The sequence below is a fragment of the Holdemania sp. 1001302B_160321_E10 genome, assembly GCF_015552275.1.
Classification (GTDB): Bacteria; Bacillota_I; Bacilli_A; order Erysipelotrichales; family Erysipelotrichaceae; genus Holdemania.
Genome location: NZ_JADNEM010000019.1, coordinates 25374 through 51218, shown reverse-complemented (window position 1 = coordinate 51218; position 25845 = coordinate 25374). Strand labels below are relative to the sequence as shown.

Below are 25845 nucleotides of genomic sequence, written 5' to 3'. Positions count from 1 at the left end.
TTATAATGTTCTCAGGAGGACACGAGGATGGCCAAAAAGATTAAAATCATTGTGGAGTCGCCTGAACAAAATGTCGTGATTCCGGCAATTCCGCTGAGCGCCGCCGCGGCAATCTTGAAAGTTGTGCTGTGGGGATCGCAGTATGTTCCGGCTCAGTCGCGCGATGAAAGCGTGCAGCTCCTGCTGGATAACCGCGACGCGATTCTGGAACTGGTGCAGACGTCGGTCAGGGAATTGAAAGCCTGCGAGCCATTCCGGCTGGTCGAGGTGGAATCCGGCCCGAATCGGGTGCTCATTGATATTTTAGGATAAGGAGGAAACACGATGCGAAATGAAGTGTTCGGAACGTGTCCGGTCTGCGGCAATCAGCTGCTTGCGACACGGTTAACCTGTACCCGCTGTCATACGGAGATTACCGGCGAGTTTGCCTTATCCCGTTTCAGTTATCTGAATCGAGATGAACTGCAGTTCGTCGAGACCTTTATCCGGGTTCAGGGCAACATCAAGGAAATGGAAAAGGAATTCAATATTTCCTATCCGACTGTGAAGAAAATGCTGGATACGATCATTACCAAGATGGGCTTTCCGGTCAAACAGGAAGCAGAACCTGCCGTCCGTGCCGACGATGTGCTCTCACGGCTGCAGCAGGGCGAGATCAGCGCCGAAGAAGCGATTGCGCTGTTAAAAAAGTAGGAGGAACAACATGAACTCCCGAGAAAAAATTATGGAAATGGTCAAAGATGGCACGCTGAGCGTGGAAGAAGGGCTGCGGCTGCTGGACGCGATCGAAGAAAGTGAAAAACGCACGGAGAAGACGTCCAAACCGGCTGAATCGGAGGTGCGTCCGCTGATTTACAGCGCGCCTTCCCATCCGAAAATGCTGCGGATTCAGGTTGAGTCGGCCAATAACGATCGGGTGCGCGTCAATGTGCCGGTGTCGCTAATCCGCGCAGGTCTGGATTTCACCAAACAGATGAAGCTCAGCGGAATGGACGTGGATCTGAAAGGCGTGGATCTTGACTTGATCATGAAACTGGTTGAAGACGGTCAGGTCGGCGAACTGGTCGACGTGGTTTCGGCGGAAGGCGACAAAGTTCGGATCGTCGTCGAATAGTCATTCAATTTTAAGGAAGCGAAGGCTTCCTTTTTGCGTCGTTGTCCGTATAATTAGAGAAGAGGTGTTGAATATGCTGAAAGAAGAGTGCCGTTTGTTCCAGAAGGTCTGGCTGGGCTGGACAGAATCGCAGATGGATCAGTTTGTCCGGATCGGGACACAGTTAGCGCAGGCGCTGGCGGAAGGCAGGAAGGTGTATGCCTATGGGATCGGCGAGGATCATTGGTTTGCGGAAGAGCTGACGGCCCGGCTGCAGGGACATCCTGAAATCATCGGTCTGTTTCCCCGTGAGCTGATGACCTACGATCGCCGCTATGCCTCGTTAATCCGGTGTCCGGAATATGCCAGGGTGCTGATCGAAGCCTGGAAAATAGAGCGGAATGATTTGGTTTTGTCCTTCCACAGTCAGGATACGCCGCTGTATGCCGCGATGGAAAAGCACTGCCGGCGATTGGGGATTCAGTGGCAGATGCTGCAGGCGGACCGGCAGACGGAAGCGCCGGGATTGTTCAGCGTAGAAGAACGTTTTCTGCCTATGCTGCAGGTCTATGGCGCCCAGGCGGTCAATGCCGTCAGTTTTGCGGCGGCGGCCGGGATCGATCCCGCCAGCGCTGTGCATGAGCTGAATAAAAGCATGCTGGAAATTCTGGAACAATTTGAACAGACCCAACTGCCTTCGATAACCAAAGTCACCGAGGAGCTGGAGCGGAAGCAAGGCCGGCTGATCGTCATGGGCAGCGGTCATTCGCACATGCTTCAGGATTTGATGGCGCAGGAGAAGACGCTGGATAACGTCGTTCCGATTCTGGAACAGGAATTGATGGTATTCGATCCAGTCCAGAGCGGCTGGACGCAGAAGCAGCGCGACTATGCCCAGATGTTGATTGATAAATATAAAATTCAACCCCAGGACGTATTCCTGATGCCGTCCAACACCGGAAAAAGTGTGATGAACGTCGAGCTGGCGCGGTTGTTGTGGTCGAATAAAACGACAGTTGCGGCGATCACGAACATGAAGCAGTCGCCGGTGATCAAGTCCGATCATCCCAGCGGCCGGCGCTTGTTTGAAACGGCGGATATCGTGATCGACAACTGCTGTGTCAACAAGGATGCCTGTCTGACGATCGACGGTCAGCGGCGTTGTCCGTTGTCCTCGGTGACGGTGCTGCTTTGCGGGGTTCTGCTTCTGGAACAGCTGCGTGAACTCAGCGCAGAGTAAGAAAAACGGAATTTAATGTGAGATATAGAAGGTCAGTAAACAAAGGCTGGAAAAAGCACAAAAAGTTAAAAAGATGGGAATGCTGCGAAAATAGGTTTCCATCTTTATTTCATATGAATAATAAACAATTTGTAAATGAACATCATCTTGTTTTGCGGTATGATTAAAGCAGATAAAGAGGACTATATTATGCAAAAAGAACGCAGCGACGAATTATTGAATCAAGGTGCAAAAGCGTATCAAAGCGAAACGCCGGAAGGCTTCAGGACGGCTGTGCGGTATTATCTGGAATCCGCCAGTCTGGGCAACGGTCAGGCGATGACGAATTTGGGTTATTGTTATACCTATGGGCGGGGCGTGACGAAGAATCCGGCCGAAGGATTCCGCTATTTTGTGCAGGCGGCGAAGCTGGGAAATCCCGAAGCGATTATGAAGGTTGCCGACGCTTACCAATGTGGTCAATTTGTTAAAAAGGATGAAATCAGGGCGTTTCAGTTTTACCGCAAGCTGTTTCAGCATCTGCGGGAAACGGGAGAGCTTATGGATTATCCGGAGGTCTGCCTGCGCTTAGGTCGATGTTATTTGGAAGGGAAAGGGACCGAAGCAGATTTACGGCAGGCGCGGCGGTTTTTAGTGCTGGCGGTGCACGGCTACTCCCTGCATGAGGATCAATATTTCTACTATCCGAAACAGCGCCGTCAGGCGGAAGAACTGCTTCGGCAATGTCAATAAACGCAGGCTGACTAAGAATTCAAGACGTGGGAATGGGGGAAAATTATGCAGCGGAAAAAGCGAAGCCTCAGGATCGTGGCCGTGCTGGCTGTCCTGTTTGGCGGATGCGTACCAGCTTCTTCGCCGATAGAACCGACTCCCGTCGTTTCGCCGGCTGTCATCTCGGCAGAGACGGCGTTTACCATTACACTTTCACCTGCGGATGAAACAGGCCGCGATATTACTCAACCCTTAAATCAAGTTGCGATCACCAATCATACCGATCAGGAAATTCAGATCCTTTCTCTGGATCTTAAAGGCAACCGAGGCGGAATCCGCGAAATTCCGATCAACCGCACACTGGGACCGCAGGAAATGGGCTGTTATTTCATTGCGGGGGAATATCGCAAGGATATCGATCCGGTAGCGGCGGTGACGTTTGCCAGCGAGGACGCCGCGAGCGTGACAAAATATGATTTTGATTCGCAGAAAACAGAAACGGCGCCGGGGGATTCTCCCGCTGGAGGATGAGCTGCTTGACAATCAATATCGCTATGGCAAGAAGCTCTTTTACAGCTTTGTAGACACAAAGCTGGAGCTGGGGGATCAGGAAAAAGCGTACATCGAGAACCTGATGCTTCGCTATGACTGCGATTACGCTTATAATGGCGAATATGATCCGGTAAGGATCATGGAGGAATATGCACTGTTAAGAACTTATTCGCTGATGAAGTCAGAAGATCCAGATCATCCCTACTGGCTTTTGTATTGTACTCCCGACGTCTATGCGTTCACTCCGGCGCAATGGGAAGCGGCCAAAGCGCAGAAGCTGACGTGGGAACAGCTCTGGCCGATGCTGAATGAAGAAGCGAATTCCTATCAACAGATTTACTTTCAGGGCTGGGATGCTCCGCTGACAGACGTTGACCGGGCTGCGCTGATGAACCTGTGTGATTTAAAAGAAATTCAGGCCTGCTTTGAAGGGGAACCGGAAAAGTCTGAAATCGGTGCGGATAAACCGGTGATTTATCTTTATAAGGATACGGAAACCGACTTCACGCTGACCTTGGGGACGCCGCCGACGCTCAGCTATCCGCAGTATCGGCAGGGGTGGTCAGGCACGGTGACGGCAGAGGGTTTGATTATTCAGGATCGCCGCTATCCGTATCTCTATTACGAAGCGCAGATCCCGGATGACTTCGACTTTGATCAAGGATTTGTCGTAGCCCGTGAGGATACCGTCAGTTTCTTAGAGGAAAAGCTGGCGATTCTGGGCTTAAATGAAAGGGAGAGCGCCGACTTCATTACCTACTGGCTGCCGATCCTCTCCCAATCCGACTATAATCGGATCACGTTTCCCTGCGCCGATTATGCCCGGCTCGTTCCGCTTCAATGCCAGCCGCAGCCGGATACACTGATCCGCGTCTATATGCTCTCGGAAGGTCTGGACGAGGCGGTTGTAATGGAGCCGCAGACGTTAGACCCGGCCCCAGCCAGAACCGGATTGACTGTTGTGGAATGGGGCGGCAGCCGCCGCAATTCATAAACATTTGTCAAAGAAAGTCCAAAGCCGGAGGAATCCGGCTTTTTTTGGCACGTTTTGCGGACGATCCGGCGCTGCGCCGCGTTCTAATCCGAGGGGATTTGCGATATAGATGGGAATAGGTAAAGGAGAAGTGCTATGCCCTATCGTCAAACTATACAGGAACTGGAAGCAGCAACACTGACTAACGCCCACGAGGGCCTGAGTGAAAAAGAAGCGGCCGCCCGGCTGCAGCGCTTCGGCGGCAACGAGCTGGAAAAGAAAAAAGAAGAATCACTGCTGAAAAAAGTCGCGGAACAATTCAACGATCCGATGATCCTGATTCTGATCCTCGGGGCCGTGATCTCCATTTTTCTGCATGAGGTGATGGATTCCGTCATCATTGTCACGGTGATTACGATCAACGCGCTGATCGGCGTATTCCAGGAATGGAAGGCAGAAAAAGCGCTGCATGCGCTGGAAAAGATGACCGCGATGAAAGCTGTGGTCAAGCGTGACGGACAGCTGAAGCAGATCGACGCGGCCGAGCTGGTTTTGGGTGATCTGGTGTTTCTGGAAGCCGGCAACTTCGTGCCGGCGGATCTGCGCTTAATTGAAACCGTACATCTGAAAGTGGAGGAATCCAGTCTGACTGGCGAATCGGTGCCGGTCGATAAGGATGCCTCGGCACGTTACCCTAAAGATCAGACGCTGCCGCTGGCGGATCAGAAAAACATGGCGTTTTCCTCGACGATCGTCTTGGACGGCAACGCCGCGGGGTTGGTCGTGGCAACGGGCATGGACAGCGAGATCGGCAAGATCGCGAAGCTTTTGCAGCATGAGGAAAAGCTGCTGACACCCTTGCAGCGGCGTTTGGCTGAGTTGTCAAAAGTGCTGGGGGCGCTGTCGGTCATCATCTGCGCGGCAATTTTTGTGATCGCCGTCATTCAGAAACGCGATCTGTTTGAAATGCTGCTGACGTCGATTTCACTGGCGGTGGCGGCGATTCCTGAGGGACTGCCGGCGGTCGTGACGATTTCACTGGCGCTGGGTGTTCAGAAAATGAGCGATCATCACGCGATTGCGCGCAAGCTGCACGCCGTGGAAACGCTCGGCCAGGTCTCGGTCATCTGTACGGATAAAACCGGGACGCTGACGCAGAACCGGATGACGGTTGTCGCGTACTATCTGAATGGCAAAATCCAGTCCGCATCGCAGAAAGTGACGGAACGGCGGCTGAAGGAAGGCTTCTATTTATGCGGCAACGCCAAGCTTGACGCTGAGGGCGTTATCGGTGATCCGACCGAGGTAGCGCTGATGCGCTGGGCGCTGGATAACGGCGTCGATGCCGCGCAGATCATCCGGCAGTTCCCGCGCGTTGCCGAGATTCCGTTTGACTCCCGGCGCAAACGGATGAGCACTGTGCATCAGACCGGTTTGGAAAAAATCGTGTATGTCAAGGGCGCGTTGGAAAGCGTGCTGCCGTTATGTACGCATTTGTGGCAGGATGGCCGGCGGGTGGAGCTGACGACGCCGATGCGGCGGCAGATTGAGGAAGCTGCCGCGCAGATGGCCGGGGAAGCGCTGCGCGTGCTGGTGCTGGCGACGCGCACGGTCGCTTCGCTGGACGAGAGTCAGTTTGAAACCCGGTTATGTTTTATCGGAATGGCAGGGATGATCGATCCCCCGAAGGAAGGTGTCAAAGAAGCGATTGCCTTGGCGCATAAAGCGGGCATCGACGTCGTGATGATCACCGGCGATCATCCGGATACCGCGCTGGCCATCGGCCGCCAGTTAGGTATCGCCCAATCGCTGTCGCAGGTGCTGACCTCGGTGCAGATGCAGGATCTGAGCGATGATCAGCTGGCTCAGGCCTGCCAGCGCATCCGGATTGTCGCGCGCGCCACGCCGCAGGATAAGGTCCGGATTGTGAAAGCCTACCGGTTGGATGAAAAGATCGTGGCGATGACCGGCGACGGGGTGAACGACGCGCCTTCATTGAAGCAGGCCGACGTCGGCATCGCGATGGGCAGCGGAACGGAGGTATCGCGGCAGACGTCCGATCTGATTCTGACGGACGATAATTTCGCGACGATCATCAGCGCGGTCGAGGAAGGCCGCAACATTTATCTCAATATCCAGAAGGCTGTGCTGTATCTGCTTTCCTGCAATCTGGGGGAAATCACGACGCTGTTTCTGGCAATCGTGCTGATGCCGATCGCCCCGGCGCCGCTCTCGGCGATTCAGATTCTGTGGATCAACCTGGTCACCGACGCATTCCCGGCGCTGTCGCTGGCTGCCGAACCGCAGGATCCCTATATCATGGATCAGAAACCCCGCGTGGCGACGGAAAGTCTGTTCGCCAACGGCGGCTGGGCGTTCATGGTGCTCAATGGTCTGTATATCGGCACGATCTCGTTAGTCGCGTTCAAATTCGGCTCAAACTATGATCCCCGTACAGCACATACGATGACGTTCATGGTCCTGTCGATCGCGCAGCTGTTCCACAGCTTGAATCTGCGCAGTCTGGACCACTCGATTTTCAAGGTTGGGATTCTCCGCAATAAGCTGTTGTTAGCGACGTTTGTGATCGGCGTGGCGCTGCAGGTGATGGTGGTGAATCTGCCGATCTTCCAGATGATTCTGAAAACCGCAGCGCTGGACTGGACCTGCTGGGCTGTCGTGTTCGGTTTGTCCGCAAGCTTGATTCTGATCAACGAGATATCCAAATTATTCAATCCTGTCAACCATTCATCGCGTCCTCACTCCCGGAAATCCTGATCCGGGAGTTTTTCAAATTTCTTACAAAGCGCAGAAACTTCTGCAGGGCGCAGGACTCTATGTTAAAATAAATCCAGTGTAAATCGGATAAACGCATCGCAATCAGCGATGTTCAAATGCTAAACCTCTGGAGGACTGCCGACATGGACAAACGTAAAACCCAGCCGCACAAGAAAAAGAAGGTCCGGCGTGATTTAACCTTGATCAATCAGATCATGGCTTTTTTCGTGCTGACCGCCGATTTGTTTCTGGTGCTGGCGATGCTCGGGCTGACGCAGTTCAGCTCGTTAAGCCGGACGCTGTTTATCCGTCTGAATCTGATCGTTCTGGCGGCGGCGCTGATTTTGAATTTCCTGGCGATGCTGGCCGTTGGCCGGCGCAGCGTCAGCCTGTTGAAGACCGCGATGACGGCGGCGGTCGTGATCGGCTTGATCAGCGCGTTTGGCGTGTATGTCGAAGGCCGGCTGAACGTCAATCTGGACAAGATGATGGATCAGGGATCGTCGCAGGAAACCGTCGGCGTTTCTTTTGTCGTGCTGGGGGACGATGAGCATGCCGCGCTGCAGAGTGCTCAGGATCTGAATGGCAAGGTGTTCGGGATTCTGAATGACGAACAGGCGCAGCAGGGCTATCAAATGCCGAAGAACGAGATCGAAAAATTAAAGTTAAAGGTAACATATCGTGAATATTCCGATTATACACGGCTTTTAAAAGGGCTGCTGAACAGGGAAATCGACGTGGCTGCCCTGCCGGAAAACTATAAGGGAATGTTTGAAACAAACGAGGAAATCGCGCCGGAGCTGGCGGGGCTGCGCGATGTGCATAACTTCAACCGCACGCTGACGATTCATACCGAGCAGGGCAGCGATAAGGATGTGACGAAGGAGCCGTTCACCGTGCTGATCATCGGCGTGGACGACGACCGGAGCGACGCGCTGATGTTGGCGACCGTCAATCCGAGCAGCATGACGGTGCTGCTGACGTCCATCCCGCGCGACAGCTACGTGCCGATCGCCTGCTATACCAATCAGAAGTCGGATAAGATCAACAATTCCCGCGTGCGCGGCCGCCAATGCACGATTGATACGGTGAAACAGCTGCTGGACGTCGATGTGGACTTCTACTTTGAAAGCAACTTCCACGGTATCATTGAAATCGTCGACGCTTTAGGCGGCGTGATCATCGACAATCCGAAGGAATTTGTCGGTCAGGATTCCTCCGATGAACGTGGACATCAGACAGTGTGGGTGCCGCAGGGCGTCAACCGGCTGAATGGCGAACAGACGCTGGCGTTTGCCCGGGAACGGCATTCCTACAATTCCGGAGATTTTCAGCGTCAGAGCAATCAGCAGCAGGTGATTCAGGCAATTTTAACGGAAGCGGTGCGGCTGAAGGATGTCAATAAGGCGCTGAAGGTGCTGGATGCGGCGGGCGAGAACGTGTCGACCAATCTAAGCATGGAACAGATGATCGGCTTGTTTAATTTAACGATGAAGAAGATGAACCGCAGCTATGTGCAGAATCAGAATGTATTCAACGTGATCGGCGCGCGGATTTCCGGCGTCAACGACCGGGCGCCGAATCGGATGTCGATTGTCCGGTTGTATCAGGGCTCAATCGAAGACAACAAGAAAGCAATCCATCGGGTGTTTAATTTGAACAGCGAGATCGACGCGCCGAAGGCGCTGTCGTTCAGCATTGACTGGGTCTATGAGGCGCCGGCGATCTCCAAGGATGAATATGACGAGAAATTTGCGCCGTTAAAGCAATGATCTGTTAAGGAAGACTAAAAGAGAATTTCTGAGGAAAGCGAGACGGGGATATGGATACAACACATCAATTTCAACAGGAGCTATTAGCGGCTTGCGATGAACACGGCCGGCGCTTTTCTTATCCTGTTTTGCGGGATGCGGTGCTTAAAAACGGATACTTTCTGGGCGTGGTCGCAGTGATTGAAAATGATCAGCATCAAGTTTTGATCACCCGCCGGGCAGCTGGGAAAAACGATGGGGACACTGGGAATGCCCCGTCGGGATGGTGAAATTTCACGTATCCAGTCTTGACGCAGTACAGCGTGAGCTGAAGGAAGAACTTGGAATTTTGGTTAATTCTGAAACTTGTCTTTCTGTACGAAGTGTATTCCATCAAAGCCGGAAAATTTCCCTGTTTCATGTCCGGTTCAATGGAAGTATTTACGAGCTTGTTCTGCAAAGCGAAGAAGTGACAGAAGCCTGCTGGGCGTCTGTGAACGAAATCGACGAATTGATGCGAACAGGTCAATTCATCGCTTGTTCAGTCCTGACATCTGATTTATTAAAGGAAATCTTATCATGAAACTCACATTGACCCGCTATGCGGTACGCCCGGGGAAAGAGCAGCTGACCCGCGAATGGATGGCTGTATTGAACCAAAGACAGGCGGAGGTTCAGGAAACGCTGAGCGATGAAAAAATGGCTTTGGAAGCAATTTTCATGGAAGAAGACGCGAAGGGAATGGCTTTGATCTGGGTGGATCTGCAGGGTGAGGGGACGGATGTCCAAGATTCTGCGCATCCGATTGATCAAGTACATCTGGCTTATTGGAGAGAATGTATTGATTCTTCGGTTCCTCCTGTGGAGTTAACTTCTGTGAATTGCTTCAGCTGATCCCAAGGTCCAGTTAGCGCTGCTTGCAGCTGCGGGGATGGGCGAAGATTGATCATTGCGGTTAAGAACACAGGGTAAAAAATTGAACGTATAAATTAGTGCATAAGAAATGAAAAGTGGAAATCCCGCTTTTTTTCATCCTATTTTCAAGAAGATAATAATGAAAAATAGTGTAATTTTAGTGAAAAATAGTGGAAAGCGGCCCTCACAAGCATTTCCTAAAACCAGAACAGGAAGTTAGAAATTATTATCTGGCACTTTTATATTTAGAGAATAAGTTGAAAAAAAAGGAAAAAGTTACAAAAAGAATGATTTTGGAAGTTCAGGCGATCGTGGAAAAGGGAGCTTCTAAAGAAAAAATAGGATTGCGGGGGCCCATGCCGGCAGGCGTTTTATTTGCGGTTTATGATTCTTTGAGCGGGAACGCGGATTATATTCCGCCTGAGTATATTGATGTTCCGATACTGCTTGATGAATTGGTAGACTATCTTGATCATACTGATGATCATCCGTTGTTGATTGCGGCGATTGCCCATTATCAATTAGTTACAATTCATCCATTTGAAGATGGGAATGGTCGAACGGCAAGATTGATTTCTGGATATCTGCTCGATTATTTTGGATATGGATTTCAGGGGATTGGTTCGTTAGAAGAATATTTTGCTTATGATGCAGAAGAATACTACAATTCCCTGCAAATGGGGTTGCCTGCTTTATATTATTCAGGCAGAAATAATCCGCCGCATCCAGAAATTTGGCTTACTTATTTCTTAAGAATGATGGAGCTTTATTCAAAGAAAGTTTATGATTTGTCATATAAAACAAAGGAAAGTAATGTTGTTTCGAGCTTGACCTATTTGAAAAAAAGGGAGAAGGAGCTGCTTAGTTATTTGCTTGAAAATGGAATTAGAGAATTTACTCCAATCGAACTTGGAAAAAAATTAGGAGTTACCAATAAAACGGTTATCAACAGAGTTGCCGGTCTTGTTCAGCACGGATTTCTTATTCCGGTATTAGTCAATGAAAGAATACGTTCTTATCAAATAAGCGAATTAACGAAGGAGAATGAAGAAGAAATAATCAAGCTTCAGCATGGGTTGCAAACTAAGAAAGCATAATTAAATAACAGAATAAAGAATATGGTTAACAAGTCTAACTTTAGAAAGGAGACAGGTCTATGATGGAGGCTATTTACACGTTTAACGGAAAGGACATAACGATGAATGTATGTTTACAGATCGAGCCGTTGTGAATATCATTCAGGAACAGCTCAATTTATCTTTTGAAGACGCGATGCTGGAGTTCTACCGTTCATAAACGTACAAAACGTTGCGGCAGACGGAAAGTGCGCTTTGGGCGGAATCGCCGGAATTTATTACCGATATGTTTTTTGCTGAGCGGGAAGGAAGAGAATTCTAAGCGACGATCCAAAATAAAAAATCAGCGGGGGAAGGTTCATCTTTCCTCGCTGATTTCAGGTTTGCGGTTTATTGGAGTTCTGTCAAAATACGCTGGGCAAATTGCCGGCCACCTTCGAGATCCGTGCTGTCCGGATGCGATAAGGCAGCGTCAAAATTCTCCAGCAGGGAAGCCCAGCGCGGATTCTCCGGCTCTTTTGCCTGCAAGGCCAAATACCGCTGTTTAACAGTTTCCGGCATTCTTCCCTGGCAAGCGTAGCAGCCCAAGATCGTGTTGTCGGCAGGAACTTGATCGGCGCTTCGCTTCAGGATCGCCTGGAAATATTCCTCCGACTGGCCAAAGCCGCAGGTCGCAAACAAGGCCAGCTGCTTCTGATGACACTGGGCCAAAAAATCCAGGACCGGCTTGGCGAAGACGCCTTTGTCTGTCCAGGAACCGACAAAAATCAAGTCAGCCTGCAGCGCTTCAGGCGCAGGGGCTCCGGAATAAATAAGCATTTCGTCCAGCAGGGCGGATTGAATTGCTTCTGCCAGCTGACGGGTATTGCCGGTATTACTTTGAACTACGATTGCGATTTTCATTGAATATCACTCCTTTTCTGATCATAAATACAATGAATTCCCTGATGGCTCATCAAGCCTTGCAGACATTTTTGATTGCAGCCGGCACAATACAGGATCGTTTCCGGATGACCAGCCAACAGTTTCGCGGTCCAGTCGGGATCAGCGATCAGCTGCCGGCTCATTGCGGTTGCGTCGATCCGGCCGCTTTCAATCGCCTGGTCAATGAATTCCGGATGGCGCAGATTCCCGACGCCGATCACCGGTTTGCAGGTCAGCGCTTTGACTTGATCGGCAAATTTCAGAAAACAACCTTCTGCGGAAAACGCCGGGTGATTCGCGGGCGGAATCGTGTCGGTCAGCGCGCCGTGATTCGCCAGGGTGACGTGGAAACAATCGACCCCTGCCTGTTCCAGCCAGCCGACGACCGGATCCAGATCCTGTTCCAGCACGCCCGCTTTGCCATAATCCGGATTGATCTGCCGGACGGCCAGCTTGTAGTCGATGGGCAGCGAGCAGTGCTGCCGGACCTGCCGCACTGCTTCCAAAGCAAACCACATCCGATTTTCCAGACAACCGCCGTATTCGTCGGTCCGCTTGTTGATCAGTGACGAACTGAAGCTGCCGATCAAACGATCGCCGTGTACCTGAATCATATCGAAGCCCGCGGCCTGAGCCTGCTGGGCGCTGAGACCGAAAGCCGCAAGGATTTCGCGAATCCGTTTTTCACGCATTTGATTGACCGTGACCGCGGCGGAGTCGTTCAGTTTCTGACGCAGCTGATCCGCGGTGAGTCTGTGTGTCAGCAGCGCGGGAATTAATTTCAGCATCGCTTTGAAATTGGCGTCTGAAAGATGCAGCTGGGCGGATACTTTTGCGCCTTGTTGATGCAGCTCGCTGATCAGCTGCCGGTAAGCGGCGAAAGTGCGGGGGTTTTGTAAACTTTGGGAACCGAGAACCGGGATATCCGGCAGGATGATCAGGGCGGTCTGGCCCTGAGCGATCGCGCTTAGCTTCGCGGCTTTTTCTTCCGGCTTTAAGCCCAGGGTGGTGGGGGCAAAGATGATCCGGTTTTTCAGTTCACATTTGCCGATGGTGATCGGCTTAACGCAGGCGTGCGTCATTTTTCACTCCTTAAGCTCAGGACAACCTGACTTAAAAGCGCAGTTAACTGTTTCGCTTGATCCGGTGAAAGACAGGCCAGCGCCCCCTGCTCCCATTGCTGGTTGGCGACAGTGATTTCCTGGCAGATCTGTTCGCCTTTTTCGGTTAACGAAACGGTGAACGCCCGGCCGTCCTGCGCGCTGCGCGTGCGGATCAAACAGCCGAGCTTTTCCAGCTTGTCTAAACAGCGGGTGATGTGGCCGTTATCCTGACGCAGCTTTCGGGCCATGGCGGACGGCGTACAGGCGCCGGTATGCTCAAGATAGATGAGATAAGGGAACAACCCTACGGTTAACCCGAAGGCATCCAGCCGCGTTTGCAGCGTGGACGTATATTCCCGGCGCAGCTGGCAGATTAAATATGAGAAAGGATAGGACATAAAACACCTCCTGACTTCTTCAGTATAAGCATAAATTTGACTAAGTCAAATAAAATAATCAAAGAAAAGCGAAAATTTCCGCTCAGAGCTGACCGAAAGCTTGCAGCGCAGTAACGATGCCGTCCTGTTCGACGGAATCGGTGACGTAGTCGGCAATCGCTTTAATTTCTTCCCGGCCCTGGCCCATCGCTACGCCGACTCCTGCCGCCTGCAGCATTTCCAGATCGTTGATCCCATCGCCAAACGCCATTGTGGCCTGGGGATCAATATGGAAGTGCTGGCAAAGCCGGGTGATCCCGACGCCCTTGTCTATACCCCGGAGAACCAGATCGGCATAGTGAAACGGCGTCGGCAACACCGTCAAACCGGGAATCGTCCGGTAAGCCGCATAATCGCTGTCCGCTGCGTCAAAGGCCAGCGCCATCGTCGCCTGATCGTCTGACCGCGTCGCCCGGACGTCGATCGCGGCCGGATCGCGGTGAAAGAATTCGCAGGCCGCGATGAAATCCGGCGTCGGCGGACAATTCAGCCAGTCGTCATGACCCATATACTGGATCGGTGAGCGGAGCTGCGCGGAGACCGCTTCTAACCCCGCCATCGTTGCCTGATCAAAGAAAACCCGGAACAGCTCCGTTTTCTGTGCGTCGGCAATGACGCTGCCATTGCGGCAGATATAGCCGTCCCACGCAATCGCCGCCAGCTGCGGCATCATCAGGATTGTATTCACATCCCGTCCCGAGCTGATCACAATCTTTTTTCCATTTTTCTGCAAGCGTGTTAACGCCTCCATGACCGCCGGCGAAATCCGGTGATTGCGATTATCCAGCAGCGTTCCGTCGACGTCAAAGAAAAACATTTGAAATTCCTTCATTCCGTTCACCTCATGGTTTTCATTATACTCACAACGCGATGAAAAATCATCCTGAAATTGCCGCGGAAACGCTTTCGTCCGGTTGTGATTTAAGGGTAAATCCAGTATAATGTATGGGTCTTTAGACTTTATTGTATTGATGCGCTGCCGCGCAGGAATACTGAAAATAGAAAAAGAGGAGGAACTCAATGGAAAATCAAAAGCTGGACGCTTTGTGCGAAGCCTTTTTCACCGAGCATCAGGTCCGTGCGATGGATGTCGCGATCTTTCAGCAGGGAGCAGAAATTTATCATTACCGCAGCGGCCGGACGGCGTCGAAGGGCGCGAAGATCACGGAGAAAACGATGTTTTCAATCGGCTCCATCAGCAAGATGTTCACCACGGCGGCCGTGATGATGCTGGCGCAGGAAGGCAAGCTGTCGCTTGACGAGCCGATCGTGAAAAAACTGCCGATGTTCAAGATGCCGGATGCCCGGTATAAAAATATTACGGTCCGGATGCTGCTGAATCACAGCAGCGGACTGCCGGGCAACTGCTTCAAGGGGAAATACACCAACGCCCGCAACCGTAATCACCTGAAGGAAGAAATTGAATACGCGGCGCAGAGCCGGCTGAAGGATCAGCCGGGAAAGTTCAGCGTTTACTGCAACGACGGGTTTTCCCTGGCGGAGCTGTTAGTCGAGGTGGTCAGCGGGCAGAGCTATTCCTCCTATATTTACGAGAAGATTCTCGAGCCGTTAGGCATGGAGCATACCGATTTCCCAATCCATGAAATCATGGATGGCAAATACATCAAAGCGAAATCACCGTTTGGTCTCGACTTCCCGCAGGAATATGTCAACGGCATTGGTTCCGGCGGGATTTACAGCACGGCCGCGGATTTATGCCGTTTCTTAGACGCGCTGCGTGAAGGCAAACTGGTTGATGAAGCGGGTCTGACGGAAATGAATCGCGATCAACAACCGAAAGAGCTGATCGTTGCGGACAATACCACGGAACGTTATGGTCTGGGTTGGGACTGCGTGTCGATGCGGCTGTTTGAGGGCTTTGGCAAACAGGCGCTGTGCAAGTCCGGCTCGACGTTCGGGTTCAACTCCCATTCCCTGATTATCCCGGATTGTCAGCTGAGCGCCGCGGTTGTCCTGTGTACGGATAAGGGCAGCGCTTCAAAGCTCAATCAGGCACTGGTTTATGAAATTCTCAAGGCTCAGGGCTGCGCGTTTGAAGCGACGCCGCTGCCGGCGTTGAAAACCGTCGTGCATCCGGTGGAAATTACTGGTTTGTACGGCAATAAGGATCAGATCGTGCGGGCACGCTTTGAACATGGCGATCTGACGCTGGAGGTTCGCGAAGCCAAGGGCGGCTGGCGGCTGGAAGTTTCCGGCTTGCAGGAAGATCACGGCTGGTTTGCGGGACAGCCCGGCACGTCGGTCTTCGGCATGGCCGATTTAAGAATCGGGTTTGTGCCGCAGGGCGAAAAGCTGTATCTTGTTTATCAGATGCCGGGCAGCGTCGTGGCGGAACAGGCTGAACGCCAGGTTTTTCTGCAGAAGCTCAAGCCGTCCGGTAAAGTAAGCGGCTGGAAGAATCTGACGGATAAGACGTGGATCATGGATAACGAATATCTGCAGCAGCGCACGCTGGGCAATGTCCCGATGACCTTTACCGTGCAGATGGAAAAGGGCTACGACGACCTGCTTTTAGCCCCGTATCCGCTGCGCATCCTCAACGATTATGAGGCGGTGCCGGCGATTGAGATTCCGGGCAATTATTCGCGCGAAATGTCGAGCGTTTTGTGGCTGGCGGATGGTTCGATTCAAAACGGTCAGTACCACTATGTTCTCTGTGAGAACCTGCCGCCGTTGGACGTGCGGGAAATGACGCTGCGCGATCCACTGATTCACTGGTATATCGGTGCCGCGCCGATTGACACGCTGAAAATTGATGGGATTGCCCGCGTCGTCGTCCTGGACGAAAACGGTCAGGTGGAATTTGACAGCCAGCTGTCCAGCGGTCTGCCAACTTCGCTGCGCGGCAAACGGATCGGTTTCTTCGGCGAACTGAACAGTAAGATCAGCCTGCAGTATCTGGAGGAAAACGCATGATTTACCTTGATCTGCATACGCATACCGTCGTCAGCGGACACGCGTACAGCACGCTGAACGAGAACATCGCTGCAGCCAGGGAACACGGTCTAACGATTTACGGCGTCAGCGATCATACGCCGAAGATGCCGGGTTCTACGCATCTGTTCTACTTCCGCAACCTTCATGTCGTCCCGGAATTCGTGCAGGGAATCCGCGTGCTCAAAGGCGCGGAGCTGAATGTGATGGATGTTGAAGGACATGTCGATCTGGACGAAAGCACGCTGAAAATGCTTGATTACGCGATCGCATCCCTGCACGTTCCATGCTTCGGCACCGCGCATACGGAAGCGGAAAACACGCAGGCGATGATCAATGCCGTGCAGAATCCTTATGTCAAGATTCTTGGCCATCCGGACGATTCCCGCTATCCGATCGATCAGGAAGCGGTCGTTCTGGCATGCAAGGCGACCCATACGTTAGTCGAGGTCAACAATTCCTCGATGAATCCGAAAAGCTCGCGGGTCGGCGGCCGGGAAAATATGCTTGGGATGCTGCGGTATTGCAAGCAGCACGGCGTGCCGGTCCTGTTTGGCAGCGACGCGCATTACTGCGACGCGATCGGCCGGTTCCAGCGGTGTGAGGAAGTCTGCGCCGCCGCGGAGTTTCCAGCATCGCTGATCGTGAATTCCAATCCGGAACTGATTTTTGAATATTTTCATCTAAAAGTCGAATAAACAGTCGGTAATGCGAGTAAGATAAGCGTTTAACAGAATAAAGGAAAAATATAGTTAAGAAATCGATTCCCTTCAAGACGGGGTCGATTTTTTCTGTTGAATCCCATTTGCTTTCAGGGGTTGGCAAATTTATCTTTTCGCAGCCAGGATAAAGTCAGACATGTTGAAGATTTTCGGGCTTATGCTTATCTTTTCTTGGTTCAATAAAGTCGTTGAAGTGAAGTTAAGGATAATCAGAAGTTTGAAAGCAAAAAGAAATGAATGTCTGATTCAATTACTTCGTCGATTCGCAAGACCATTTCCAGTGTTCGGAATTTAATTTGAAAATGGTTACAAATAAGTTTGCGATTTTGTCGAAAATAATTGAATTTTCATGAAAAAGAGGAAGGCTTTTTTGAAATTACCGCAATATTAACTTGTAGAGGAGGTGGGGGAATGTCCATCAATCTACTTGAACGGAAGAAGCAAAAGAAGAGAAGGATTTCTTTGTTGGACGACTGGGTCTTTAAAACTGTGATCGGTGATCCTGAGGATTTGATATGTCTGACGAGTCTTTTCCATGCGATTGATCCTGATTTTAAAAAGGTGCGGTTGTTGCCGAATGAGAAAAAAGCAGGACATCCTGACGACAAAGCAATTCGTTATGATATCTGCGGGGTGATCAACGAGGAGATTTATTTTGATCTGGAAATCCAGCAAAACGGGAATCCCGAGGAGCAGGGAATCCGCATTGTTTTCTATTTATCGCGTCTGCTTTCCGGCCAGAAGACAAAGGGAAAAGATTATCGGGAACTGAAACCAGTGCGCGTGATCATGATCACGAATTTCTGCTTTTTTGACGATCCGGATGTGAGCAGCGATGTGTTTTATTTAGCCGGTGAGAAAACGGGAAGAACCTTGACAAAACACATTCAAGTGAGTATTATTGAATTAGCAGAAGTGGAACGCTTACAGCGGATTCCAGTCAAGGATTTAACGCCGTTGGACCGGTGGCGCGTGGTATTAAAATTTGCAGGCGATCCGGACAAAGCGGCGTGGATTCAACAGATCATAGCGATGGATGAAGGATGCAGAAGGGCGGTGGAGAAAATGATGGAGATTCCGATGAGCACGATCGAGTACATGTGGGAAACAAAGCGGCTGGACAGAGAAATGATGCGGAATTCAGAGATCCGCAAGGAACGGGAAAGAGCTGTGAAACAGGCGCGGGAGCTGGCCTTAAAGCAAGGTAAAGATCAAGGTTCTCTGTTGAAGCTTATTACAATTACACTGAAAAAAGCGAAGAAAGGAATGCAAGCTGCTGAAATAGCGGATATTCTAGAGGAAGAAGAAGCATGTATTCAAACCATTCTGAAAATCAAAGCACAACATCCGGATTACACGGAGGAGCAAATTGCAATAAAGATTATCAGTGAGTCTGTTCATCCGGCAGCAGTGCGAAACAAAGAGAGACTTAACGAAGAAAGCGGAGGGTTTCCACTCACATGAGGTCAAATCCTGTATAGAGGGGCAATAACCTACTGCTGAATCAGAACGCCGGTCTATTATTTTTCTGATTGCCTGTGTTAACCTTAAAGTAAAAAGAGCCTGAATATTAAAAAAAGGAGAAAGTATATGATCCAACAACTTATTGAACAGCATCTCAGCGCGATAACCGCTCAAATCCGGACAAAGTACCCGTCTGAAATTGAAAGCTTTACAGAGCGGCTTATCGGCTTAGGGATGGATGCGGATCAGGTCGAGGCGGATATGCAGGCCGTTTTAAGATCCTTGGTAATGAGAAACGAGTCGATTTCCGATGAGGAATTTTTCTATATTTTAAACTCGTTCCCCGATTATGAGCAATTCGGCAGGCAGGTTATCGAATTTAAAATTACGCTCGAGGGAACAAAAAGCTGGCGCAAAGTTCGCCTTCCGGCACTTCTCAATTTAACGGAGCTGGCCTGTGCGGCGATCGCCGCCTTTCATGGAATGGGCGGACATTTATTTACGCTCAAGTTGAAGAATAAACAATATTCTCCATCTGAATTTGAGCTGGGGGATTATGAAGATTCCAGCCGGGTTTCGCTTTGCCATCTGGAACTCAAAGAAAAATCGAAGATCCAGATTGACTATGATCTGGGTGAAGGCTGGAGCTTTAACTGTGTGGTCACCAAGGTTATAAATGAGGGTGAGCCTCTGTCAGAGCCGGAGCTGATCAGCGGGAAAGGCTATAATTTGTGGGAAGATAACCGCGAGTATCTGGAGTACTTGATACAAGATCCAAAAATTAAAGTGCAGGATTGGGAAGGCCGTTACCGTCAGGTCGGAAAGATTGCGAAGGAAGAAGGCATTACTCAGTTTGACATGGATGACCGCGAGGAATTTCCGCTGGAGATGCATCTTCTCCAGGAGCTTTACGAGCAGGCCTATAAAGCTTAAATCAGGGCGTTTTTGCGGGAAATTTTGAAAAAGGGGTTGACTCTGAAAAAAGAGTGAACTATAATCAGGTACATAAACAAAGGCTTTGAAAAGAATAGTAACTCCGATGGAAACTTGACAGAGAGCCCGGGCGCTGAAAAAGGGCAGTGAAAATCGTTGTGAAAATGGTCTTGGAGCTGCATACCGAGGGAAACTTAGGCTATGACGGATTCACCCGTTAACGTGATACGGTATAACGTTATTCAACGCGTACCGGAAGAGGCAGAACGTGAAAGCGGACTGCGAATTAAGGTGGTAACACGGGAAATCAACTCTCGTCCTTGTTGGGGACGGGAGTTTTTATTTTAAGGAAGGAAGAGGAACATGATAGAACTGGTCGGAGTCAATAAAACCTTTACGACGAAGGACCTGAACGTTGAGGCGTGCAAGGATGTTAACCTGAAAATCGAAGACGGGGATATCTTCGGCATCATCGGATTTTCCGGCGCAGGGAAATCGACGCTGGTCCGCTGCATCAACCTGCTGGAGCGGCCGACCTCCGGCAAGGTGCTGATCGACGGTGTCGATATCACCCAGCTGAAGGAAGCAGAGCTGCGCAAGATCCGCAAGAAGATCGGAATGATCTTCCAGCATTTCAATCTGATGCGTTCGCGTACGGTTTATCAGAATATCGCTTATCCGTTAAAAGGAAGCAAGCTCACTAAAGCCCAGATTGACAAAAAGGTCAAGGATCTGCTGGAACTGGTCGGGCTGAGCGAGAAGCTGAACGCTTACCCCTCGGAGCTGTCCGGCGGACAGAAGCAGCGTGTCGCGATCGCGCGGGCGCTGGCTAACGATCCGAAAGTGCTGCTGTGCGACGAGGCGACCAGCGCGCTTGATCCGCAGACAACCTCCAGCATTCTCAAGCTGCTGAAGGAAGTCAATCAGAAGCTGGGCATCACGATCGTCCTGATCACGCACGAAATGGCAGTCATCAAGGAAATCTGTAATCGCGTTGCGGTTATGGAGCTGGGCAAGGTCGTCGAAACCGGCAACATCCTGGATATCTTCTCGCATCCGAAAGCGCAGATGACGATCGATTTCATCAATTCCACCAATCCGATCACCAAGATTTACGAGCTGATCGACAACGGTGCGGAAATCGTGCAGCTGCATAAGGGCCAGCGGTTATTGAAGCTGACGTATGGCGCTGAGGAAACCAAGGAAGCGCTGATTTCGCAGCTGTCCAAGAAATACGACGTTGTGTGCAACATTGTGTTCGGCAACGTCGAGGTGATCCAGCAGGCCGCGCTGGGCAGTCTGATCGTCATGCTGGAGGGCAGCGAAGACGCGATGCGCAAGGCGGAAGCTGAATTAAAGCATTACAACATTGAAGTGGAGGTGCTGAAATGCTGGAACAATTAATTCCCAACGTGATGGTGAAGATCCCCAAGCTGATCCAGAGCATACTGGAAACCTTCCAGATGATGGGCTGGTCGGGATCGATCTCGTTTGTGCTCGGGCTGTTCTTCGGCGTCGTGCTGATCGTCACCCGCAAGGAAGGCATCATGGAATGTCATCCGGTCTATTGGGTTCTTGATAAAATTATCAACATCCTGCGTTCGATTCCGTTTATCATCTTAGTCCCGGCGACCTTATTTCTCTCGCGGGCGATTATGGGCACGGGCATCGGCGTCAAAGGCGCGATCATCCCGCTGATCATCGGCACGGTGCCGTTCTTCTCCCGCCAGATTGAACTGGCGCTGGCGGAGGTTGACGGCGGCCTGATCGAAGCGGCGCAGGCGATGGGCGATTCGCCGTTACAAATCATCTTCCGGGTCTATCTGAAAGAGTCGATTCCTGCGATTGCCCGGGCAACCACGATCACGTTCATCTCGCTGATCGGCCTGACCGCGATGGCCGGTGTTGTCGGCGCCGGCGGGTTAGGCGATTTCGCGATCCGCTATGGACATCAGCGCAGCGAACCGGACGTCATCTGGGTCACGATCCTGATTATTTTGATTCTCGTAACGATCGCGCAGGCGATCGGCGACGTGATCATAAAGAAAACAACACATTAAGGGGGAACTGAAAATGAAAAAACTACTCTGCTGCATCCTGGCTGCGCTGGTCTTAACCGGCTGCAGCGCCGCACCGAAAGAAAACAACACGACACCGGAAGGTTCTGAGGCCCGCACCGTCAAGGTCGGCGTCATCGGCGAAAACAACGAATACTGGCAGCCAATCATTGATGAAATGGCGAAGGACAACGTCACAATCGAATTTGTCACCTTCAGCGATTACGCGATGGTCAACAAAGCCTTGGCCGCCGGCGATATCGACATCGACAGCTTCCAGCACTACGCCTACTTTGATAAGGACTGTGAAGCCAACGGCTACGACCTGACGGCGATTGGTGAAACGGTGCTGGCACCATTAAGCCTGTATTCCAAGAAGATTGCCGGCATCGACGAAATCAAAGACGGCGATAAGATTGCGATCGCTTCCGACGTAACCAACGGCGGCCGTGCGATCAAGCTGCTGGAAAGCCTGGGCTTCATCGAAGTTGATCCGGAAAAGGGTTATACCCCGTCCGTCACCGACATTACGAAATACAACGTCAACATTGAAATTATTGAAATTGAAGCGAATACGATCCCAAGCATTCTGCCGGATGTGACCGCAGGCTTCATCAACGGCACAATCGCGATTGACTCCGGTCTGTCCCCGAACAAGGATTCGATCTTCATGGAATCGGTTCAGGAAGGCTCCGATAACCCGTATATCAACATCATCGCCGCGCGTACTGCGGACAAGGACGATGCGGTTTACAAGAAGATCTGCGAGTTATTCCAGACTGACGCCGTTGCTCAGATCATTAACGATCAGTATGACGGCGCGCTGATTCCGGCTTGGAAATAAAGCAATCGACTTCAGTAAAATCAGATTCCAATTAAAATTCAATTAAAAAGGCAGTGCGCAGAAGAGTACCGCGGAACCAACTGAAAAAGCGATCGGCAGAGGGTGAAAGGCCGAAGGGAAGTCCGTGGGAAGATGATCTGCAAGCCGCGGCTGTGAGCTGGACAGTCCAGGTGAGCGGCCGACGGGTTCGCCCGTTACCGCGAACACGGTTCTTCCCTATAGGACAGAGAACGACCGGATGAGGCTGAGTCAGCGATGGCTTGGTAAAGAAAGGTGGTAACACGGAGGCTTCCGTCCTTTTTCGAGGATGGGAGCCTTTTGTTATAAATGAGAAGGAGAAAATGAAGATGAAAACAACGTTAAAACATGTCAGTGTTCTGTTGGCCTGCGCCGGATTGATCGCCGGCTGCTCCACAAAACCGACTGCGCAGCCGTCCGCCGCGCCGCAGGATCAAACCGGAACGGAAAAAACTGTGATCACGATCGGGGCCTCGACCTCCCCGCACGCTGAAATCCTGGAGTATGCCCAGCCGTATTTGGAAGAAAAGGGCTACACGCTGAAAATCGTGGAATTCTCGGATTATGTTACGCCGAACACCGCGCTGGAACAGGGCGATCTGGACGCGAATTATTTCCAGCATGATCCTTATCTGGAGCAGTTCAATGAGGATCACGGCACGCATCTGGTCACGGCCGGGGGCATCCATTTTGAACCGTTAGGCATTTATGCCGGCAAGTCAAAAGCCTTATCCGCGATCGAACAGGGCGGCTGCAGCTTTGCCGTGCCCAACGACGGCACCAATGAAGCGCGGGCGTTGCAGCTGTTGGAAAGCCTGGGTTATATCAAACTGAAAGACGGCGTGGGCTTAAAGGCGACGCCGGTGGATATCGTTGAGAATCCGTATAACGTCAGCATTGTAGAGATCGACGCTTCGCTGGTGGCTCAGACCAAAGACGACGTGGACTTTGCGATCGTCAACGGCAACTATGCGCTGGACGCCAAGATCACCGATCTGCTTCTGACCTCGGAACAGGCTGATTCCGAAGGCGCGAAGACGTATGCAAATATTATCGCCGTTCGCGAAGGCGAGGAAAACAGCGATAAGACAAAGGCCCTGATCGACGTTCTGACCAGTGATGAAGTCCGCGGCTATATCCGCGAGCATTACAACGGACTGGTGGTTCCCGTCGAATAAGCCATGAGCCGTCCGGCGTGTCCGGCGGCTTTTTTTCATGAGAAAGTTTTGTCAGCACCGGCAGAGAGACCCACTATGGCAATGCAATACATTTCCTTGCGCAGGCAAGAAGCGCAGACATAACCGGACAGGCATCCGATCCAAAGGAGTTGAAAGAGACAGTAAAGTCCGACAGCGGGTTCTTGTTCGATCCGTCATGCTGAAAAAGGCTGGCGTTTCAGAGAAAGCAGCGCATGGCGAAGCCTAAAAAGCTGAAGCGGCGGATCGAAGCGGAAGGGCAAGCAGGATGGAAGCTGGAAATTCCTTGAGAACAGGCTGTGGAGTGTGATAAACTTAGAGCAAAAGACAGGAGGAAGCTGTGCGTGGAAGAGAAACAGATACTGTCGGAAATTGAGAAACAGGAACGCCAGCTTTCAACGTACTGGCGGAATCTGCATTGGCGGGTGTGCGCGGTGCTGGCGGCGGGAACGGCTGCGGCGGAGATTCTATTGTTTTTTGTCTTGAATGCCGCGGCATTGATCAGCTGCACTGTGCCGGAATATCTGCTTCGCTATATCGCAGTTCCAACATTGATCAACGCAACGCTGGTGCTGGGCTGCCGGCGGCTGATCAATACCCGGCATTGGGATGAAACGAAAAAGGATGGACTTGTGTCGCTGACGATGACCCTACTGTGTTTTGTCATCACGGTCATCCACGGGGCGTTCAGTTCTGTTTATATGATGTTTGTGCTGCCGACGTTGCTGACAACCTTATATGAGCGCAAGCGGCTGACGGTCGTGATTGCGGTAACGGGGATGGCGTTATGTGTTCTCAGCGCGTTTATGCCTTCCTGGGATCCTGACAAGATCGTCACCGCGTATTACTTCAGCGATATTCTGATCTGCCTGATGGTGCAGGCAGGTACGCTGGCAGCCTGTTGGGAGCTGCTGGAATTCCAGCGCCGCCGTCAACAGATCAGCTGGCGCAGGGATGCGGAGCGGATTTCGTTAGAGCGGGAAGTCAGTCATGACGCTCTGACCGGAGTCGGCAGTCGGATCGCGCTGAACCGGTGTTTTGAGGAATTGGAAACAGCCCAGGACTACGCATTAGTCTTGCTGGATCTTGACGATTTCAAGCAGATCAACGATCAGCTCGGCCATCTTATCGGCGATGAAGTATTGCGTCAGGTCGGGCAGCTGCTGAACAACGATTCAGAATGCATGCGCGCTTACCGGTTCGGCGGCGACGAATTCTGCGTGGTGCTGAAACAGCCGCAAAGCGATGAAGCGGAGAGGTGTATGCGGCAGCTGCAGGAACAGTTCAGCCAACGGATGAGGGAGCTATTTCCGAAGTTTCCAATGACGATCAGCCTCGGGATTCATCACCAACAGGGCGGCGAATCCGCCTTGCAGTGCTTCCGGCATGCAGATGAGGCGTTGTATAAAGCGAAAAAACAAGGTGAAAATCAACTTGCTAGGAAGTGAAGGAATTTTTGATATTAAGTTCGAAGGCATGGGCTGACTTTGGAAACTTAAAATTTAGGAATGATCAGGAAATAATTAATATGTTAATTGATATCTTTCCGCGATTTAAGCAAGATGCCTACAAAATGCTGAAAGGGTTGAATACATAATGTGGATCTGGCAAGGAAGAAAAAATGAGTATTTAAAAGAAATATTTGAAAAGCATTGTGATTTATTTGGCATATACCCTGATGGAAATTTTCAATTTGACCCTAATTTTTTAGATTATGACCTGTTTGTTGAGTTGATTGAAACAGCGATTAAGTATATGGTTCCTATTTGGGATATTTTAGGTGATGAGTATTTGTTAGACACGTAAGGCACCTAAGAGGTATTTTTTAATAGTATTGGTGAGAGAAAAACCGAAACAAGAAAGACATAGATGAGTTCCAAAAATGGGACTCATAATTGAGGAACAGCAGGAGGAGCTGCTGCGGACACAGCTTCATCCCGATAAACCCTATGGATTAGTATGGGAGATGAACGGCAGTCCGGTGCTGGCTGGTGAAATAAGCCGGAAAGGCGCTTGCCGCGAACTGCGCGAGGAAGCCGGTTTGCGGTGCGCAAGGTTACGCGAAAAACGCTTTTACAAATGATTACTTAGGGCGAAGGGATA

At 51.1% G+C, this 25845-nt stretch carries 28 protein-coding genes and 2 other annotated features; of the genes, 24 read left to right on the top strand and 4 right to left on the bottom strand.

Annotated features, from left to right (window positions below; translation table 11 throughout):
- The first annotated feature begins 27 nt into the window (after positions 1 to 27).
- The 13 genes from I2D94_RS12160 to I2D94_RS12100 all read left to right on the top strand — a co-directional run bounded on the left by I2D94_RS12160 (position 28) and on the right by I2D94_RS12100 (position 11110).
- Positions 28 to 312: a hypothetical protein gene (locus I2D94_RS12160; RefSeq protein WP_195397060.1), complete on the top strand. Its 285-nt coding sequence runs from the start codon at positions 28 to 30 to the stop codon at positions 310 to 312.
- A gap of 12 nt (positions 313 to 324) precedes the next feature.
- Positions 325 to 693: a DUF2089 domain-containing protein gene (locus I2D94_RS12155; RefSeq protein ID WP_006058960.1), complete on the top strand. Its 369-nt coding sequence runs from the start codon at positions 325 to 327 to the stop codon at positions 691 to 693.
- A 10-nt stretch (positions 694 to 703) separates the two neighbouring features.
- Positions 704 to 1114, top strand: coding sequence for a hypothetical protein (locus I2D94_RS12150; RefSeq protein WP_072684198.1), 411 nt, complete (start codon positions 704 to 706; stop codon positions 1112 to 1114).
- A gap of 73 nt (positions 1115 to 1187) precedes the next feature.
- Positions 1188 to 2333: an SIS domain-containing protein gene (locus I2D94_RS12145; protein WP_195397059.1), complete on the top strand. Its 1146-nt coding sequence runs from the start codon at positions 1188 to 1190 to the stop codon at positions 2331 to 2333.
- Between the two features lie 189 nt (positions 2334 to 2522).
- A complete protein-coding gene (locus I2D94_RS12140; protein WP_195397058.1) occupies positions 2523 to 3065 on the top strand; it encodes a tetratricopeptide repeat protein in 543 nt (180 codons plus the stop codon).
- A 45-nt stretch (positions 3066 to 3110) separates the two neighbouring features.
- Positions 3111 to 3575, top strand: coding sequence for a hypothetical protein (locus I2D94_RS12135; protein WP_195397057.1), 465 nt, complete (start codon positions 3111 to 3113; stop codon positions 3573 to 3575).
- On the top strand, positions 3517 to 4590 hold the full coding sequence (locus I2D94_RS12130; RefSeq protein ID WP_195397055.1) for a hypothetical protein: 1074 nt from the start codon (positions 3517 to 3519) through the stop codon (positions 4588 to 4590). Before I2D94_RS12135 ends, I2D94_RS12130 begins: the two co-directional genes overlap by 59 nt.
- A 135-nt stretch (positions 4591 to 4725) precedes the next feature.
- Entirely contained in the window at positions 4726 to 7347 is a 2622-nt protein-coding gene (locus I2D94_RS12125; RefSeq protein ID WP_195397054.1) for a cation-translocating P-type ATPase, read from the top strand.
- Positions 7348 to 7490: 143 nt separating this feature from the next.
- Positions 7491 to 9119, top strand: a complete 1629-nt coding sequence (locus I2D94_RS12120; RefSeq protein ID WP_195397053.1) for an LCP family protein — start codon at positions 7491 to 7493, stop codon at positions 9117 to 9119.
- 50 nt (positions 9120 to 9169) lie between these two features.
- Complete coding sequence (locus tag I2D94_RS12115) at positions 9170 to 9388, top strand: hypothetical protein (RefSeq protein ID WP_195397052.1); 219 nt, start codon at positions 9170 to 9172, stop codon at positions 9386 to 9388.
- Complete coding sequence (locus I2D94_RS18700) at positions 9382 to 9681, top strand: NUDIX domain-containing protein (RefSeq protein ID WP_195397051.1); 300 nt, start codon at positions 9382 to 9384, stop codon at positions 9679 to 9681. Before I2D94_RS12115 ends, I2D94_RS18700 begins: the two co-directional genes overlap by 7 nt.
- The gene (locus I2D94_RS12105) at positions 9678 to 9992 is read left to right on the top strand and encodes a DUF6176 family protein (RefSeq protein WP_195397049.1); all 315 of its coding nucleotides are present in this window, start codon (positions 9678 to 9680) and stop codon (positions 9990 to 9992) included. Before I2D94_RS18700 ends, I2D94_RS12105 begins: the two co-directional genes overlap by 4 nt.
- A gap of 191 nt (positions 9993 to 10183) precedes the next feature.
- Complete coding sequence (locus I2D94_RS12100) at positions 10184 to 11110, top strand: Fic family protein (protein ID WP_370544619.1); 927 nt, start codon at positions 10184 to 10186, stop codon at positions 11108 to 11110.
- 369 nt (positions 11111 to 11479) lie between these two features.
- Here I2D94_RS12100 and bilS read toward each other — a convergent pair whose 3' ends face one another.
- The 4 genes from bilS to I2D94_RS12075 all read right to left on the bottom strand — a co-directional run bounded on the left by bilS (position 11480) and on the right by I2D94_RS12075 (position 14385).
- Positions 11480 to 11992: a flavodoxin family protein BilS gene (bilS, locus tag I2D94_RS12090; protein WP_195397048.1), complete on the bottom strand. Its 513-nt coding sequence runs from the start codon at positions 11990 to 11992 to the stop codon at positions 11480 to 11482.
- Positions 11989 to 13095 carry a bilirubin reductase gene (gene bilR, locus I2D94_RS12085; protein ID WP_195397047.1) on the bottom strand — a complete coding sequence of 369 codons (1107 nt, stop codon included), beginning with the start codon at positions 13093 to 13095 and terminating at the stop codon, positions 11989 to 11991. The genes bilS and bilR overlap by 4 nt, the downstream gene beginning before the upstream one ends.
- Positions 13092 to 13514: a bilirubin utilization transcriptional regulator BilQ gene (bilQ, locus tag I2D94_RS12080; RefSeq protein WP_072684209.1), complete on the bottom strand. Its 423-nt coding sequence runs from the start codon at positions 13512 to 13514 to the stop codon at positions 13092 to 13094. The genes bilR and bilQ overlap by 4 nt, the downstream gene beginning before the upstream one ends.
- 82 nt (positions 13515 to 13596) lie before the next feature.
- Positions 13597 to 14385, bottom strand: a complete 789-nt coding sequence (locus tag I2D94_RS12075; RefSeq protein ID WP_072684210.1) for an HAD family hydrolase — start codon at positions 14383 to 14385, stop codon at positions 13597 to 13599.
- Between the two features lie 188 nt (positions 14386 to 14573).
- Between I2D94_RS12075 and I2D94_RS12070 the strand changes: the two genes are divergently transcribed.
- From I2D94_RS12070 to I2D94_RS12020, 11 genes are all read left to right on the top strand, one after another.
- Complete coding sequence (locus tag I2D94_RS12070) at positions 14574 to 16490, top strand: serine hydrolase (RefSeq protein ID WP_072684211.1); 1917 nt, start codon at positions 14574 to 14576, stop codon at positions 16488 to 16490.
- Positions 16487 to 17206 carry a phosphatase gene (locus I2D94_RS12065; RefSeq protein ID WP_072684212.1) on the top strand — a complete coding sequence of 240 codons (720 nt, stop codon included), beginning with the start codon at positions 16487 to 16489 and terminating at the stop codon, positions 17204 to 17206. The genes I2D94_RS12070 and I2D94_RS12065 overlap by 4 nt, the downstream gene beginning before the upstream one ends.
- A gap of 435 nt (positions 17207 to 17641) precedes the next feature.
- Positions 17642 to 18694, top strand: coding sequence for an Rpn family recombination-promoting nuclease/putative transposase (locus I2D94_RS12060; protein ID WP_072684213.1), 1053 nt, complete (start codon positions 17642 to 17644; stop codon positions 18692 to 18694).
- Positions 18695 to 18820: 126 nt separating this feature from the next.
- Positions 18821 to 19627: a hypothetical protein gene (locus I2D94_RS12055; protein WP_072684214.1), complete on the top strand. Its 807-nt coding sequence runs from the start codon at positions 18821 to 18823 to the stop codon at positions 19625 to 19627.
- Positions 19628 to 19703: 76 nt separating this feature from the next.
- Positions 19704 to 19952, top strand: a binding site (T-box leader).
- Positions 19953 to 19990: 38 nt separating this feature from the next.
- Positions 19991 to 21031, top strand: coding sequence for a methionine ABC transporter ATP-binding protein (locus tag I2D94_RS12050; protein WP_195397046.1), 1041 nt, complete (start codon positions 19991 to 19993; stop codon positions 21029 to 21031).
- Positions 21016 to 21687: a methionine ABC transporter permease gene (locus I2D94_RS12045; protein ID WP_006058987.1), complete on the top strand. Its 672-nt coding sequence runs from the start codon at positions 21016 to 21018 to the stop codon at positions 21685 to 21687. Before I2D94_RS12050 ends, I2D94_RS12045 begins: the two co-directional genes overlap by 16 nt.
- A 13-nt stretch (positions 21688 to 21700) precedes the next feature.
- Positions 21701 to 22528 carry a MetQ/NlpA family ABC transporter substrate-binding protein gene (locus I2D94_RS12040; RefSeq protein WP_006058988.1) on the top strand — a complete coding sequence of 276 codons (828 nt, stop codon included), beginning with the start codon at positions 21701 to 21703 and terminating at the stop codon, positions 22526 to 22528.
- A 44-nt stretch (positions 22529 to 22572) separates the two neighbouring features.
- Positions 22573 to 22830, top strand: a binding site (T-box leader).
- A gap of 45 nt (positions 22831 to 22875) precedes the next feature.
- The gene (locus tag I2D94_RS12035) at positions 22876 to 23724 is read left to right on the top strand and encodes a MetQ/NlpA family ABC transporter substrate-binding protein (RefSeq protein ID WP_229056872.1); all 849 of its coding nucleotides are present in this window, start codon (positions 22876 to 22878) and stop codon (positions 23722 to 23724) included.
- A 362-nt stretch (positions 23725 to 24086) separates the two neighbouring features.
- Positions 24087 to 25190, top strand: coding sequence for a GGDEF domain-containing protein (locus I2D94_RS18695; RefSeq protein WP_195397042.1), 1104 nt, complete (start codon positions 24087 to 24089; stop codon positions 25188 to 25190).
- 148 nt (positions 25191 to 25338) lie between these two features.
- A complete protein-coding gene (locus tag I2D94_RS12025; RefSeq protein WP_195397040.1) occupies positions 25339 to 25548 on the top strand; it encodes a hypothetical protein in 210 nt (69 codons plus the stop codon).
- A gap of 76 nt (positions 25549 to 25624) precedes the next feature.
- Positions 25625 to 25825 carry an NUDIX domain-containing protein gene (locus tag I2D94_RS12020; RefSeq protein WP_195397039.1) on the top strand — a complete coding sequence of 67 codons (201 nt, stop codon included), beginning with the start codon at positions 25625 to 25627 and terminating at the stop codon, positions 25823 to 25825.
- Positions 25826 to 25845 lie beyond the last annotated feature (20 nt).

What these genes read in the sequence shown, in the direction of transcription:
- I2D94_RS12140 (WP_195397058.1), top strand. Translation starts at nt 2,523, where the DNA reads ATGCAAAAAGAACGCAGCGACGAATTATTGAATCAAGGTGCAAAAGCG.
- I2D94_RS12145 (WP_195397059.1), top strand. Translation starts at nt 1,188, where the DNA reads ATGCTGAAAGAAGAGTGCCGTTTGTTCCAGAAGGTCTGGCTGGGCTGG.
- I2D94_RS12105 (WP_195397049.1), top strand. Translation starts at nt 9,678, where the DNA reads ATGAAACTCACATTGACCCGCTATGCGGTACGCCCGGGGAAAGAGCAG.
- I2D94_RS12035 (WP_229056872.1), top strand. Translation starts at nt 22,876, where the DNA reads ATGAAAACAACGTTAAAACATGTCAGTGTTCTGTTGGCCTGCGCCGGA.
- I2D94_RS12075 (WP_072684210.1), bottom strand. Translation starts at nt 14,385, where the DNA reads ATGAAGGAATTTCAAATGTTTTTCTTTGACGTCGACGGAACGCTGCTG.
- I2D94_RS12125 (WP_195397054.1), top strand. Translation starts at nt 4,726, where the DNA reads ATGCCCTATCGTCAAACTATACAGGAACTGGAAGCAGCAACACTGACT.
- I2D94_RS12020 (WP_195397039.1), top strand. Translation starts at nt 25,625, where the DNA reads ATGGGACTCATAATTGAGGAACAGCAGGAGGAGCTGCTGCGGACACAG.
- I2D94_RS12055 (WP_072684214.1), top strand. Translation starts at nt 18,821, where the DNA reads ATGATCCAACAACTTATTGAACAGCATCTCAGCGCGATAACCGCTCAA.
- I2D94_RS12050 (WP_195397046.1), top strand. Translation starts at nt 19,991, where the DNA reads ATGATAGAACTGGTCGGAGTCAATAAAACCTTTACGACGAAGGACCTG.
- bilS (WP_195397048.1), bottom strand. Translation starts at nt 11,992, where the DNA reads ATGAAAATCGCAATCGTAGTTCAAAGTAATACCGGCAATACCCGTCAG.
- bilQ (WP_072684209.1), bottom strand. Translation starts at nt 13,514, where the DNA reads ATGTCCTATCCTTTCTCATATTTAATCTGCCAGCTGCGCCGGGAATAT.
- I2D94_RS12120 (WP_195397053.1), top strand. Translation starts at nt 7,491, where the DNA reads ATGGACAAACGTAAAACCCAGCCGCACAAGAAAAAGAAGGTCCGGCGT.
- I2D94_RS12160 (WP_195397060.1), top strand. Translation starts at nt 28, where the DNA reads ATGGCCAAAAAGATTAAAATCATTGTGGAGTCGCCTGAACAAAATGTC.
- I2D94_RS12130 (WP_195397055.1), top strand. Translation starts at nt 3,517, where the DNA reads ATGATTTTGATTCGCAGAAAACAGAAACGGCGCCGGGGGATTCTCCCG.
- I2D94_RS12070 (WP_072684211.1), top strand. Translation starts at nt 14,574, where the DNA reads ATGGAAAATCAAAAGCTGGACGCTTTGTGCGAAGCCTTTTTCACCGAG.
- I2D94_RS12025 (WP_195397040.1), top strand. Translation starts at nt 25,339, where the DNA reads ATGTGGATCTGGCAAGGAAGAAAAAATGAGTATTTAAAAGAAATATTT.
- I2D94_RS12155 (WP_006058960.1), top strand. Translation starts at nt 325, where the DNA reads ATGCGAAATGAAGTGTTCGGAACGTGTCCGGTCTGCGGCAATCAGCTG.
- I2D94_RS12135 (WP_195397057.1), top strand. Translation starts at nt 3,111, where the DNA reads ATGCAGCGGAAAAAGCGAAGCCTCAGGATCGTGGCCGTGCTGGCTGTC.
- I2D94_RS12040 (WP_006058988.1), top strand. Translation starts at nt 21,701, where the DNA reads ATGAAAAAACTACTCTGCTGCATCCTGGCTGCGCTGGTCTTAACCGGC.
- bilR (WP_195397047.1), bottom strand. Translation starts at nt 13,095, where the DNA reads ATGACGCACGCCTGCGTTAAGCCGATCACCATCGGCAAATGTGAACTG.
- I2D94_RS12150 (WP_072684198.1), top strand. Translation starts at nt 704, where the DNA reads ATGAACTCCCGAGAAAAAATTATGGAAATGGTCAAAGATGGCACGCTG.
- I2D94_RS12115 (WP_195397052.1), top strand. Translation starts at nt 9,170, where the DNA reads ATGGATACAACACATCAATTTCAACAGGAGCTATTAGCGGCTTGCGAT.
- I2D94_RS18700 (WP_195397051.1), top strand. Translation starts at nt 9,382, where the DNA reads ATGGTGAAATTTCACGTATCCAGTCTTGACGCAGTACAGCGTGAGCTG.
- I2D94_RS12060 (WP_072684213.1), top strand. Translation starts at nt 17,642, where the DNA reads ATGTCCATCAATCTACTTGAACGGAAGAAGCAAAAGAAGAGAAGGATT.
- I2D94_RS12065 (WP_072684212.1), top strand. Translation starts at nt 16,487, where the DNA reads ATGATTTACCTTGATCTGCATACGCATACCGTCGTCAGCGGACACGCG.
- I2D94_RS12045 (WP_006058987.1), top strand. Translation starts at nt 21,016, where the DNA reads ATGCTGGAACAATTAATTCCCAACGTGATGGTGAAGATCCCCAAGCTG.